This is a genomic window from Paenibacillus sp. JNUCC32, from assembly GCF_014863545.1.
Classification (GTDB): domain Bacteria; phylum Bacillota; class Bacilli; order Paenibacillales; family Paenibacillaceae; genus Paenibacillus_AQ; species Paenibacillus_AQ lautus_A.
This window is the reverse complement of record NZ_CP062260.1, coordinates 4846512-4859102: the sequence shown is the minus strand read 5'-3', so window position 1 is coordinate 4859102 and position 12591 is coordinate 4846512. Positions and strand designations below refer to the sequence as shown.

The 12591-nt window shown below is 54.3% G+C and carries 12 protein-coding genes; 7 read left to right on the top strand and 5 right to left on the bottom strand.

Annotation, left to right across the window (positions count from 1 at the left end; all coding sequences use genetic code 11):
• Nucleotides 1-13: 13 nt before the first annotated feature.
• The 3 genes from JNUCC32_RS21545 to JNUCC32_RS21535 all read left to right on the top strand — a co-directional run bounded on the left by JNUCC32_RS21545 (nt 14) and on the right by JNUCC32_RS21535 (nt 3589).
• A complete protein-coding gene (locus tag JNUCC32_RS21545; RefSeq protein ID WP_192569795.1) occupies nt 14-916 on the top strand; it encodes an ABC transporter ATP-binding protein in 903 nt (300 codons plus the stop codon).
• The gene (locus JNUCC32_RS21540) at nt 909-2213 is read left to right on the top strand and encodes an ABC transporter permease (protein ID WP_192569794.1); all 1305 of its coding nucleotides are present in this window, start codon (nt 909-911) and stop codon (nt 2211-2213) included. The genes JNUCC32_RS21545 and JNUCC32_RS21540 overlap by 8 nt, the downstream gene beginning before the upstream one ends.
• A gap of 161 nt (nt 2214-2374) precedes the next feature.
• Complete coding sequence (locus JNUCC32_RS21535; protein WP_192569793.1) at nt 2375-3589, top strand: TraB/GumN family protein; 1215 nt, start codon at nt 2375-2377, stop codon at nt 3587-3589.
• Nucleotides 3590-3730: 141 nt separating this feature from the next.
• On the opposite strand, the gene JNUCC32_RS21530 is transcribed toward JNUCC32_RS21535, so the two are convergent.
• Together JNUCC32_RS21530 and JNUCC32_RS21525 are read right to left on the bottom strand one after the other, a co-directional pair.
• Complete coding sequence (locus tag JNUCC32_RS21530; protein WP_192569792.1) at nt 3731-4498, bottom strand: sulfite exporter TauE/SafE family protein; 768 nt, start codon at nt 4496-4498, stop codon at nt 3731-3733.
• Complete coding sequence (locus JNUCC32_RS21525; RefSeq protein WP_228469013.1) at nt 4498-5970, bottom strand: carboxylesterase/lipase family protein; 1473 nt, start codon at nt 5968-5970, stop codon at nt 4498-4500. The genes JNUCC32_RS21530 and JNUCC32_RS21525 overlap by 1 nt, the downstream gene beginning before the upstream one ends.
• 130 nt (nt 5971-6100) lie before the next feature.
• On the opposite strand from JNUCC32_RS21525, the gene JNUCC32_RS21520 reads away from it, so the two are divergent.
• From JNUCC32_RS21520 to JNUCC32_RS21505, 4 genes are all read left to right on the top strand, one after another.
• Nucleotides 6101-7009: a LysR family transcriptional regulator gene (locus JNUCC32_RS21520; RefSeq protein WP_192569790.1), complete on the top strand. Its 909-nt coding sequence runs from the start codon at nt 6101-6103 to the stop codon at nt 7007-7009.
• A 68-nt stretch (nt 7010-7077) separates the two neighbouring features.
• Entirely contained in the window at nt 7078-7956 is an 879-nt protein-coding gene (locus tag JNUCC32_RS21515) for an AraC family transcriptional regulator (protein WP_012818925.1), read from the top strand.
• Between the two features lie 78 nt (nt 7957-8034).
• Nucleotides 8035-8781, top strand: a complete 747-nt coding sequence (locus JNUCC32_RS21510; RefSeq protein WP_012818926.1) for a phytanoyl-CoA dioxygenase family protein — start codon at nt 8035-8037, stop codon at nt 8779-8781.
• A gap of 30 nt (nt 8782-8811) precedes the next feature.
• On the top strand, nt 8812-9606 hold the full coding sequence (locus JNUCC32_RS21505; protein WP_012818927.1) for a sugar phosphate isomerase/epimerase family protein: 795 nt from the start codon (nt 8812-8814) through the stop codon (nt 9604-9606).
• Nucleotides 9607-9831: 225 nt separating this feature from the next.
• Here JNUCC32_RS21505 and JNUCC32_RS21500 read toward each other — a convergent pair whose 3' ends face one another.
• The 3 genes from JNUCC32_RS21500 to JNUCC32_RS21490 are packed head-to-tail and all read right to left on the bottom strand — an operon-like array spanning nt 9832 to nt 12572.
• Nucleotides 9832-10362, bottom strand: coding sequence for a chromate transporter (locus JNUCC32_RS21500; protein WP_012818928.1), 531 nt, complete (start codon nt 10360-10362; stop codon nt 9832-9834).
• A 24-nt stretch (nt 10363-10386) separates the two neighbouring features.
• On the bottom strand, nt 10387-11013 hold the full coding sequence (locus tag JNUCC32_RS21495; protein ID WP_041622093.1) for a chromate transporter: 627 nt from the start codon (nt 11011-11013) through the stop codon (nt 10387-10389).
• A 20-nt stretch (nt 11014-11033) separates the two neighbouring features.
• The gene (locus tag JNUCC32_RS21490) at nt 11034-12572 is read right to left on the bottom strand and encodes a sulfatase family protein (RefSeq protein WP_192569789.1); all 1539 of its coding nucleotides are present in this window, start codon (nt 12570-12572) and stop codon (nt 11034-11036) included.
• Between the last annotated feature and the right edge of the window lie 19 nt (nt 12573-12591).

Genomic DNA, 12591 nt, shown 5'->3' with positions numbered 1-12591 from the left:
GGGTTTTTAGGAGATGCAACGATTGCAATTAGACAATGTAGTTAAGATTTATGCAGACAAAACGGCAGTAAACCGGATTTCGCTTCAGGTTGAGGAAGGTGAAATCTACGGGCTGCTCGGGGCGAACGGCGCCGGCAAAACAACCACCATGCGGATGGTGCTTGGACTGATCTACCCGGATGACGGAACGATCCTGTACAACGGAAAGCCGTACAACAAGGAACTGCGTCACATTATGGGTTACTTGCCGGAAGAGCGCGGGTTATACCCGAAAGTGAAGGTCAGCGAGCAAATTTCCTACTTGGCTCAGCTGCGGGGCATGTCCGCGAAAGACGCGGATAAGAGTTTGAAATACTGGCTGGAACGGTTTGAAGTTCCCGACTATTACGACAAGAAGATCGAAGAGCTGTCCAAGGGCAATCAGCAAAAAATGGGCTTTATCGCAGCGGTTGTCCATGACCCGCAGATTCTCATTCTCGACGAAGCCTTCAGCGGACTGGATCCGGTTAACGTCGAACTTCTGAAATCAACGGTAAAAGAACTCCGAGACAAAGGAACGAGCATTCTGTTCTCCACTCACCGGATGGAACACGTTGAGGAACTGTGCAAAAACATTACGATTCTCCATCGCTCCAATACGGTGGTAAAAGGGAATTTGAAGGATATCAAATCCAAGTATCCTCGTGAAGAGGTGGTGCTCGGTACGTCCGGTGAAGTTCGGGGTCTTGAAGCCCTGCCTGGCGTAACGGCGGTGGAGCGGACAGAGGACGGTTACTCCATCCGAATCAGTCAGGTTGATGCAGCGCAGAACATTTTAAATATGGCCATGTCGCAAAGCACGATCCATCGGTTTGAAGTGAAGGAACCGACACTCAATCAAATCTTCATAAAGGCGGTAGGTGAATCCAATGAATAATATGTGGACCGTTATCCGATTTACGTTCATGAATAAAGTAAGAACGAAGTCGTTTCTCGTTTCTACCTTGATATTTGCACTCATTATTACGATCGGGATCAATCTTCCTTTTCTGATCCAAATGTTTACGGGGGATAAGGCGGGATCCGACGAGACCACCCGCATCGGGCTGGTATATGGACAAGAACAAACGCTTGCCGAACAATTGGAGACCACTTGGAGCAGCTTACCGGCCAATTCCTACGAATTCGTCAAATACGAAACGGCAGATGAAGCTGCCCTGAATCAAGACATTAAAGACGGCGTAATCGAAGGCTATTTGAAATTTGAAGCACAAGATGGCAATACGTTCCCAACCGTGGTCTACAGCTCCGAAGACGAGGCCATGAGCCCGGAACTGCAATCCAATCTGCAAGCAGCGCTGCAGGTGGCGAAGACGCGCAGCATCGTAGAAGGACTCAATTTGTCCGATGCCCAGATCAATGAACTGAATATGCCGGTTCAGATTGACGCACGCAGCATAAGCACGAATCCGTCTGGCAATCCAGACGGGGCTTCGGATGAGAAGGAAGGGGCTTCCGAGGTTATTAACTACATTGTGGTGTACGCTCTGATTATTCTGTTCTTCTTCACCTTGATGGGTACGGGGAACATGATCGCCTCCGAAGTGACGACAGAGAAGAGCTCCCGTATTATGGAGATCTTGATTACAAGCGTATCTCCGCTGAGCCAAATGTTTGGCAAGGTCATCGGCATGTTCCTGTTGGGTCTGTCGCAGATCGCCGCATTCGGCATCGTGGCCGCCGTGAACCTGATGCTTCCGCACAACCTGGATACATTGAAGGACATGAATCTCGACCTGAGCGCGATTGACCCGATGCTGCTGGTGTTCGGTTTAATCTTCTACATCCTTGGCTATTTCTTGTATGCAATGCTATATGCGGCCATTGGTTCGATCGTCAGCCGTACCGAGGATTTAGGGCAGGCGGTCATGCCGATTACGATGCTGTCGCTGGTGGCGTTCTATATCGCGATTTTTAGCCTGAGCGCTCCAAACTCGATGCTGATGAAGGTGTCCTCGTACATTCCGTTCATCTCGCCGACCACGATTCTGGTACGGATCGGACTAGGCGACATTACCGTATGGGAGATTCTTCTCTCGCTGGCGATCCTGATCGCGGCCATTCTCGTCTTCGGCTGGCTGGCTGCGAAAATCTATCGCACCGGTGTCCTGATGTACGGTAAACGCCCTACGTTCAAAGAGCTCAGAAAAGCAATGAAGGCTTATAAGATGTAAAGCAGTGGAAGTAGTGTTAGGGCTGCCGGAACAAAAAGTAGAGTTAAGGGGGGCGCCATACCGACATCGGTATGGCGGACATACCCCCATAAAATAAGTAGAGTACAGCACGGTTATTCTTTGCCGCATAAGACCACACCAACATAAAGGAGCTTACATACATGAAAAATTGGAAACGCATGCTCTTGTCTCTCACGATTTCGGCGGGATTGCTCGCCACGTCAGTGCCTGCCATGGCAGCGCCGCAGCAGCCGGCTGTGAAAGTGAATAACCAAGTTGTCGAATATTCGCTTGGCACACCGGTTATAGAAAAAGGCACGACGCTTGTTCCGCTTAGAAGCACGCTCCAGGCTTTGGACGTGAAGCTGACGGGAGCTGCAGATGACACCATTACTGCGGTGGTGGACGGTAAGACCATTACCCTGAAAGGCAAACTGAAACGAATCAATGGCGTAACCTATGCGCCCATTCGGGTTGTCGGGGACGCAGCCGGCTATGAGGTCAAATGGAATGCAGCAACCCGTACCGTTCTGCTGGTTTCCAAGGCGACGGAAACCGCACAGACCGGCGGCCGCGGGTTTATGTGGGAAGTAGAGAGCAATGGGAATACTGTGTATCTGGTGGGCTCCATGCATATCGCGGATGACAGCTTCTACCCGCTGCGTCCGGAATTTGAGGAAGCCTTCGCCGAAGCAGATTATCTCGGCGTCGAGGTTGATGTCAGCAAAGCCGCTGACGAAGCGCAGCAGCAGCTGATCATGGATATGGGCATGTATAAGGATGGAACAGCGCTCAAGGATCATGTGTCCGGCGAGACGTACGCCAAGCTAGGCAAAATCTTGACGGAGAGCGGCATGAAGCCGAATGCCTTGGATGCATTCAAGCCATGGGTAGTGGAAACCACGATCAGCAGCTTGAAAGCGGTGAAGGCTGGCTACGAAGCCGCTGCTGGAATCGATCTGTATTTCGTCCAGAAAGCGATCGAGCGCAAAATTCCGGTAATCGAGCTAGAATCCTATGAATTGCAGCTCGGCATGTTTAATGGCTTCTCCAAAGAGCTGCAAGAAAAGAATCTCAACATCGCCTTGGATAATTTCGACGTGCTGGATGACGGTGTGGAGCAATTGGCTGAAATGTGGAAGACGGGTAATGATGAGGCGCTGCTGGAGTTCACCAACAGCATGGCCGTTGATGAGGAATACAACAAAGCGATGCTGATTGACCGCAACATCGGCATGGCCGAGAAAATCGACGGATACCTGAAGAACGGCAAAAAAGAAGAGTACTTCATCGTGGTTGGCGCAGCCCACTATCTGGGTGAGCATGGCATCGTGAAGCTGCTTGAGGATAAAGGCTATACCGTCGTTCGTAAATAGATAAAAGCCATCGCTTGCGAATTATGACTCGATTCTAACATTCAAAAAGCGAAAACCTTCCAATGATCGAATGACGATCATTGGAAGGTTTTTTGTTGTTTCCGTATTTTATTAAATAACTAGAAGCTGTTCGAACAGCCCTTACAGCAGCAATATGGCAGCGCCGATCATCGGGGTAAGGACCATGCAGGTTTTCAGCCAGACAACGGGTACGCGCTTCGTAAATTTTGCTCCGACGTACGAGCCGGACATCGTCCCGACCACAACGGCGGCGAGCAGTTGAACATCCAGGTATCCGATCGAGAAGTATCCGGCGCCTCCGGCCAGCGCAATCGGCATGATGACCAGCATGGTCGTGCCGGCGGCAAAGCACATCGACATGCCGAGGACAAGCATGAGCCCGATCTGGATGAACGGAGTGGAGCCGATTCCGAACAAACCCGATAAGGCACCGGTGATCAGTCCGATGAGCAGCGCCTGCAGCCAGTATCGGAAACCCTGGACAACCGGTGGAGCCGAGACCTCGGAAGCCTTGGACCGCCGTGAGACGTACATCATCCTGAACCATAAGGCCAGTCCGGAGGCGAAGAGCATCCCGGATGTCATAAAGCCCAGTTGATCCTCGGGAATCAGCGAGGACCAGCCTGAGCTGACCCACGCCCCCGCCGCACCGGCTAAGCCGACGACGGCACCCGTTCTCAGCACCATATTCCCTTCCCGATAATGGCTGACCGAACCGGAAAGCGACGAGAAGAACATCGCCGCCAGTGCGGTACCCAGCGCGGTATGGATGGGATAACCGAATACAACCGTCAGGATGGAGATGATAAAACCCGATCCGCCTGCGCCCACGAAACCGAGGAGTAGTCCGAGCAGCACCATAACGAGGGCGATCTGGATCAACAACATCAGGCCATCCTCCAAACCTGATGGGGCACGCCGATTCCGGCGGGAACCGGCAGGTCCTCTCGAATGCAGCTGTTTTGGTCCAGTACCATGGTAGGGTGCCCGCTCCCATAGACGGGCCAAGCCGGCAACGCACGAATATTCGGCTCTCCGCTTTGTACGAATGCGACCCATGCTTCCCGCATGGCGCGTGCCAGCGCATAGCTCTCGGCGGCTACGGAATAGGGATCCTCATTGGAGTGCCATTCAGCGGGCATCACATTTCGGTTGAATGCTGCGCCGATGAGACTGCCTTCATACCCGTGTATCGCGCCGAGCGAGCCGCCGCATTGGAGCCGATACATCCATACAGGAGTTCCTGACGATGCCACGGCTTCTGCAAACTGCATCGCTCCGATCGTATAGAGATGTTCGGTCAATGTTTTGCTCCACGCTTCACCCGATGCCATCGATTGCTCATAACAAGCATAAGCATTCCACGCCACAGCGGCATTCTCGCCGAAGAAACGTTCGAGCGTCTCGAAAGCCGGGGACTGAAGCGCCGGATCGTTATGGATAAAAATAGCCGCTTCATTCTCATTCGTGCCGATCAGCAGCGGCGGGAGGCCGGCGTTCCCCGCCAGACTCGCCAGTGGATCCAACGGAATGACATGGCCGTCGGCAACCGGGCCGAACATATGCAGGCTGCGCGAGGTGTCGGAGCCGATCGCCGACTGCGCTTCGATGATTCTCTCGGCAGGAAGTTCAAGCAGCTGATGCGCCTGTGCTTGCGGTAACCCCAGCTCTTCAAGCAGCCTAAGAGTCGTGACATTGGCGGTTTGGCAATCCCGTATCGACTGCGTTGCGCCGCTTTGGGCAATGGCCCGGTGAAATAAGCCCTGTGCCGCTTCCATCACGTAGAGGGTGGCGGTACATTTGGCCCCGGCAGAATTGCCGATGACGGTTACCCGCGACGGGTCGCCGCCAAAAGCGGTAATATTCAACCGAACCCACCGGAGGGCAGCCGCGATATCAAGCATGCCATGGTTTCCGGAGGTTTCATACTCGTTGCCGAGCAGGTCTCCCAAATACAAAAAACCTAACGCACCCAGCCGATAATTGATCGATACGTAGACGATCCCATCCTCTGCTGCGTAACGGGATCCATCGCACTCCGCTCCGTTCCCCGACACGAACCCGCCGCCATGGATATAAACCATGACCGGTTTTAATTTCTCATTGACGCCCGTTGTCCACACATTTAAGTTTAGGCAATCCTCGGACTGTGCAAGCCCGGGCACGTTCCCGTTCGGCTGATGCTGCTGGGGGGCGATCGGCCCGAATTGCTTGCACGGCCTTACGCCCGTCCAAGCGAGCGGAGGGGCCGGAGGCTTGAATCTGCGATTGCCTACAGGTGCGGCAGCATAGGGGATGCCCCGGAATACATGCACGCCGTTTAAATCGGCGCCTTCCACTGTGCCTGATAATGTTTGCACGATCAAGTTGACCGTCTCCTATCCTTACAAGATGAGATTATTATATCTTGTTTCTATGATAAGCCCTAATATATATTAGATTATATAAATGATAACTGATGAGTTATGTATCAAAGAAAGTTGGAATGAGATGGAACTGTTGCAATTAAAGTATTTTCAGACTGCTGCCCGAATGCAGCACATGACGAAAGCAGCCCATAGCCTTCATATATCGCAGCCGGCATTAAGCAAAATGATCGCATCGCTAGAAACCGAGCTGGGAACCAAGCTGTTCGAGCGGGAACGCAAATCCATACGTCTGAACGAGCATGGCAAGCTGTTTCTCCATCAAGTGGATATTGCGCTGCAGGCGCTGGAGGACGGAAAGCTGCAGCTGCAGGATGCCAGCGGCAGCACCTCCGCCGCCATCACGCTCGATGTGCGCGTCTCCTCGCATTTGCTGCCGGATCTATTGGCCGATTTTCGCAAAGAATGCCCGAATGCCGAGTTCCAATTGCAGCAGCATGTTTTGTCATCCGTAGGGATGCCGAGCTTCGATTTATGCCTGTCCGATGGCGCAGAGCCGCCGAAGGGAACGACCTCGGTGTGCTTGCTCGAAGAGGAGATCGTGGTTGCGGTACCCGCCGACCATCCGCTTGCGGATCGAGATCGGGTCAGCTTGCAGGAGCTTAAGGAAGAGAGCTTCATTACGCTGCCTCCGGGCAAATCGCTGCGCGAAACGACCGATGCGTTCTGCCGTCTTGCTGGCTTTACCCCCCGTATCCGATTCGAGAGCGACGACCCCGCCACCGTCCGCGGTCTCATTCGAGCGGGTCAGGGCGTCGCCTTCCTGCCGGTCGTGACATGGGGCGGATCAACCGGGCCCGATGTCGTCCAACTGAGGCTCGAAGAAAGCTGGTGCAAGCGCTCGATTTCCTTGTCTTGGCCCAAGGACCGATACCTTATGCAGACGGCGGTGCTGTTCAGGGATTTTGCCATTCGGTACTTTGCTCGGCTGGCCGAATCGCACCGGCAGAACATGGCTCGGGGAGAGCTCTAGCCTGTACCGACCTGACCGTCTCCGGCGTGAGATTTTAGTGAATTGAATAGCGAAAAGGAGCGTCACAAGTGGAAACCAAACAGCCTCCCAGGCTAACCAATGAGGATTACCGATTGCAGCCTCGCGCGCCTGTTCAAGTATTTCACGGCATTCATCCGGGGACGATTCCGCTGCATTGGCATGAATTTTACGAGCTGAGTTATGTAGTTGGGGGAGAAGGGGAGCATAGGCTCAACGGCTCCGCGTATCCGCTGTCTTCCGGAACCCTCTTCCTGCTGACGCCGGCCGACTTCCATGAGCTGGTGTCCGTGGAAGACAAGCCTCTTGAAATATACAATGTCATTTTTACCGAGGCCATGATGGACGATAACCTGTATCACTGGTTGTTCGGAGGCAAGCTGGTGCTGCATGCACAGCTCGAGGAGATGCAGCACCGGCAGATATTCGCCGATTATGAACGGATGAGGGAAGAAACCGGAGCTTCGCGCGAAGGCAGCGAGATCGCGATTCGGGCTACGCTTCAGCGGCTGTTGGTGGATCTGAATCGGGGCAGTACCGCAAACTGCGCTTTGCCCACGAACGGGACCGGGAATCGGCAGCTCAACGTAAACCTGCAAAGGGCCTTGATCTACATTCACCACCACTTCCGGGAAGATTTGAGATTGGAAGATGCGGCCGCACAGGCCCAATACTCGGCTACGTATTTCAGCGAGTGTTTCTCGAAGTCCGTGGGACAGTCTTTTCAGCGTTACCTGCAAAATGTCAGAATGCAATTTGCCGAATCGCTGCTTCGGGTTTCCTCGCTGCCCGTCACCGAAATTTGTTACGCCTCCGGCTTCAATACGTTAGGGCATTTTGAGAGGGTGTTTCGTCAGCGAAAAGGGATGTCCCCCAGGCAGTACCGCCATCATGCAGGGATAGCCGAAGATATGCAGTATTTTTCCTAACGAATGCGCAGTATGGCTGTCACCGTCCGGGATATAATGGCCTCAGTTCGTGAAATCCTTACTTGACTGGAGGTTATGATGATGACAACGCAAGCGCTTTCGAAGCAGGAAGTTGAGTTTTATAAAGAGAACGGGTATTACCTATACCGGAAACCGCTCTTTAGCGCCGAAAAAATGCAGGTACTGACCTCAATCTTTGAAGAACAGCTCGAGGAGAAGGGCAGCAAGCTATCGGACGAACTGGATACCCCGCATTTCCGTGACGAAAGGCTGCTGGATTTCCTATTGGCCGATGAAGTGCTTGATCTGGTCGAACCGATCATCGGGCCGAATATCGGGCTGTGGTCGAGCCATTTTATCTGCAAAGATCCGCATGTCGGACGCGCTACGCCTTGGCATGAGGATTCGGCCTACTGGAACGGAAGATTAAGCAGCTTCGATAAGATTATCACCGTATGGCTGGCGATCGACCGCAGCTGGAAGGAAAATGGATGCATGCGCGTCATTCCGGGCACGCATCATAGCGGGTTCTCGGACTATGAGGAGGTGGACGGGACAAAGAATTTGTTCGACACCCAAATCAAGAGCGGCTCGGTTGATGAGTCTAGGGCAGTTTATTTCGAACTAGAGCCAGGGGAATGCTCGCTTCACGATTCGCGCATCATTCATGGCGCGGCGCCGAATACAAGCCCGTACCGGCGCTGCGGGTACACCATGCGGTATTTCTCGACGGACGCGCTGGTTTATCCGGATAAGAATCCCGGTTTTAAGGTGTGGCTGGCCCGCGGAAAGAACATCGCCGGAACGAAATTCGTCAACGAATAACCCGGATGGGAATAAAGGAGCGTGCATGAATTGAGCATTCAGCTGTATAAGGCCCTGTGGGGCATGGAGGGAAGCTGCAGGGACCAATTGACGAGGGCTGCACAGGCCGGTTACGCGGGAATTGAAGCTCCGCTGCCGCCGGCGAATCTGGAAGCCGAATTTAAGGAGTTGCTGGAGGAATTTCAGCTTCATTACATTGCCCAGGTGACTACATCCGTGCCCCATCAAGAAACCTTTGCCGAGCAGACGCGCCGGGCCGCAGCCTTCGGCCCGAAGCTGATCGTTTCCCATAGCGCCCGGGATGGCATGAAGATCGAGGAGCAATTGCGTTTTTTCGAGGCTGCGCTGAAAATAGAGCAGGAGGTCGGCATCACCATCGGGCACGAAACCCACCGGTCGCGGGCGATGTTCACGCCGTGGACGACGCGCACCTTGCTGGAGGAGTTCCCGGAGCTGAGCATTACGGCCGATTTCAGCCATTGGTGCTGCGTGACCGAGTCCTTGCTGGAGGACTATGCGGAAGACATGGAAGCCGCCATACGGCGGACCGTCCATATTCACGCGCGCGTAGGCTACGCTCAGGGCCCCCAGGTTCCCCATCCCGGGGCGCCTGAATACAGCCGGGAGCTGACAGTCTTTGAAGCCTGGTGGTCACGCATTGTCCAATACCGAAGAGAGCAAGGGTTCAGTCATACCAGCATAACGCCTGAATTTGGCCCGGCCGGGTACATGCACACCCTCCCTTTCACAGGGGCTCCCGTCGCGGATCTCTGGGACGTAAACGAGTGGATGGCCAAACGCATTTCGGAACGGTTGGCGCCATAAATAAGAAACGAGAACAAGCCGGACCATATGAAGGTTCCGGCTTGTTATTCGTTTCTTTGGGAAAGCCATCCCGGTCGAATCACTCATACACCCGCAGCCAGCCATCCAAGCATGCCCCGGACCACGCACCAGGTCCTCAGGGAGGGACCCGCGCACACGATTACAAAAGAACCATATTGGGATGCTGTTGGAGCCGTCTGAGTCTTCCCGCCTCACCGTACCGCGTTAGAATAAAACGATGCCGGCAGCCCCAGCCATAAGGAGAATCAGCAACGGGTGGAGTTTGTATTTGAGCAGGAGAAATAAACAAGCTCCGCAAATCAGCAGCGTGGGAATGAGTCCTCTTAAAGCCCCGTCGCCCTCATCGGGATAACCAAAATGAATGGCCGCATAGACGATGAGTCCGGTCGTAACCGGACGCAAGCCGTATAACGAAGATTTCACCCATGGATTCCCCCGCATGCGGTAGAAGAAGGCAGAGAGCATCACGATGACGACCAGCGACGGCAGGATGATGCCGACGGTCGAGACGACGGCCCCGGCATAGCCGGCGGTCTGATAGCCGATCAGCGTGGCGGCATTGGTGGCGATCGACCCGGGCGCCATGCCGGCCAGCGCCACGGTCTGCTGGAATTCCGCTGCGGTCAGCAGCCCTTTTTCCGTGATCTCCTTCTGAATGACCGGGATCACCGCATATCCGCCGCCAAAAGACACAAGGCCTACGCCAATGAATATCATGAACAAGTCCCAATACATTTCCTTCGCCCCGATTCGTTTCGCTCAAATGTAATATTCCAATTCCGGGCAGCTATCGGCCGCAGCCTTCTTCTCGGTATCCGCTCGCAGTCCCAGCCGTATTTTGATCTGGATGACGGCCATGCCGCCGAGCAGGCTAAGCGCAATCAGATAGAGGGGATGGACGCCGGTGAACAGCATCACGATTACGGTGGCAAGGGCGGTGATCGTTGTGGTGGCATCAAAGACGGCATATCTAGCCATCCGGTAAGCAGCCACGGCGATCAGCGCGATGATGGCCCCGTGCATACCCTTTAAAGCGGCTTCAACCTTAGGCTGATCCCGAAAAAATACCGCAGCCGTGCTGATCAGGAGCACGATGATAAATGTGGGGCATGTCACGCCCAGCACGGCCGAAACAGCCCCGGCCATGCCGGCTTGGCGGTGTCCGATCATGGCGGCGGCATTCACGCCGACGCCGCCGGGAGCGGAACCGGCAAGCGAGATCAGCTCGCCGATTTCCTCTTCGTTCACCCATTTTTTCTTGCTCACCACTTCGCGCTCAATCATGGGCAACATCGCGTATCCGCCTCCGAAGGTGGAAGGCCCAATGCGAAAGAAGGTCCAGAATAGCCGGGCCAGAAGCGTTATTTGTTCTTTTGCCCGGCTCATGTACGCGTTTAGCTTTTCCATTAGGCGTGGTGGATTCTCGGCATCGGCATCGGCTCCTTGCCAAGCTCGGCCCAGATATATTTAAGCAGCAGCTCCGCCTTCAGCTGCTCATATCCCGGTTCGTCCCACAAATTGTGCAACTCTCCGGGATCTGCTTCAAGGTCAAACAGTTCGCCGTAGGTCTGATTGTAATAAACGGTGATTTTATAACGCTGCTCGATGTACGTTTTTTGATGAATCGTTGAAGGCTCATGCCGGAATTCGCAGATGGCGTGCTGCCTTGCGGTATCGACAGCCCCGAGCCACACGTCCTTTTGGTCGATGCCCGTCATCGCGTGCGGGACCGGTATGCCGCAGAAGGATAGGAAGGTCGGGGCCAGATCGACCAGAGACTGTATCGCATTCGACCTTTTCCCGGCGGGCACCCGTCCCGGATAACGCACAATGAACGGAAGCTTGATCAAATCCTCGTAATGGAACCCGCCCTTGGCTTGAAGGCCGTGCTGGCCGAAGAAATGTCCGTGATCGGTGGTGAAGACAACGATCGTATCCTCCGACAGTCCCAGTTCGTCCAGTCTATCGAGTATTTTGCCGATATATTTATCCATCATGCTGATCATGCCGTAATACACGGCGACCAGCTTTTTCTTGTCGTATTCCGTTAGCCTGGATTTCGAGCCGTATTCGTAATAGTGATGGGAACGGTAACCGTGAATGCCGAACCCGGTCTCAGCGAGATGCGAAAAATCAGGCTCCTCTTCCTGCGTCAATCCGAAATGCGGCGGATTGCGGTCATGCTCTCCGGGCGTCAGGGACGGGATCGTGAGTTTCTCCGGATCATACATCGAATCCCAAGGCTCCGGCACCAAATATTCCGGGTGCGGGTCGAAGAAGCTTGCCCACAAGAAGAATGGCTCCTCCGCCTTCTTGTATTGGTCCAAAAGCGAATGGGTCCGCTCGGCGATCCAGGTATTGTAGTGGTATTTTTCCGGGATGGGCCATGTGTACGTTTGGGTAGGGTCCATGGTTCCCGTAGGCGGCAGGAAGTAATCGCGCCAATTGGCGCATCCTTGCTCCTCCAGCCATAGGGCATAATGTTGTCCGACATGGGCCTCGTTCGTATGGTTACGCGCCAGCTCGACGTGATCGAAGCCGTAAAAAGGACCGTGAAAATTTCGCCAATACGCCAAATCCTGAAGGATCGGGTAAGCTTCGACGGACGGGTAGTCTTCCGTGGATGTTAACGGCTGAAAATGTGCCTTTCCCACCAGCGCGGTCCGGTATCCGGCTTCTTGGAAGCTTTCGCCGACGGTATGGCGGTCTTCCAGCAGCTTTGTCCCCAAGGTCCAGGCTCCGTGCTGACTCGGGTACTGCCCCGTAATGATGGAAGCCCGGCTCGGCGTGCAGGTCGGATTGGGACAGTATGCCCGTTCGAACGTCGTCCCTTGGCGCGCGAGGCGGTCCAGGTTCGGCGTAGAGATTTCAGGCTGAAACGCGCCGATCGTATTCCAATGCTGCTGATCGCTAGTGATTAGCAAAATGTTAGGTCTTCTCGACAAGTGTAATCCCCTCCTAGTA

Coding starts and splice junctions, on each gene's coding strand:
- JNUCC32_RS21545 (WP_192569795.1), top strand. CDS start 14: ATGCAACGATTGCAATTAGACAATGTAGTTAAGATTTATGCAGACAAA.
- JNUCC32_RS21540 (WP_192569794.1), top strand. CDS start 909: ATGAATAATATGTGGACCGTTATCCGATTTACGTTCATGAATAAAGTA.
- JNUCC32_RS21535 (WP_192569793.1), top strand. CDS start 2,375: ATGAAAAATTGGAAACGCATGCTCTTGTCTCTCACGATTTCGGCGGGA.
- JNUCC32_RS21530 (WP_192569792.1), bottom strand. CDS start 4,498: ATGTTGTTGATCCAGATCGCCCTCGTTATGGTGCTGCTCGGACTACTC.
- JNUCC32_RS21520 (WP_192569790.1), top strand. CDS start 6,101: ATGGAACTGTTGCAATTAAAGTATTTTCAGACTGCTGCCCGAATGCAG.
- JNUCC32_RS21510 (WP_012818926.1), top strand. CDS start 8,035: ATGATGACAACGCAAGCGCTTTCGAAGCAGGAAGTTGAGTTTTATAAA.
- JNUCC32_RS21500 (WP_012818928.1), bottom strand. CDS start 10,362: ATGTATTGGGACTTGTTCATGATATTCATTGGCGTAGGCCTTGTGTCT.
- JNUCC32_RS21495 (WP_041622093.1), bottom strand. CDS start 11,013: ATGAGCCGGGCAAAAGAACAAATAACGCTTCTGGCCCGGCTATTCTGG.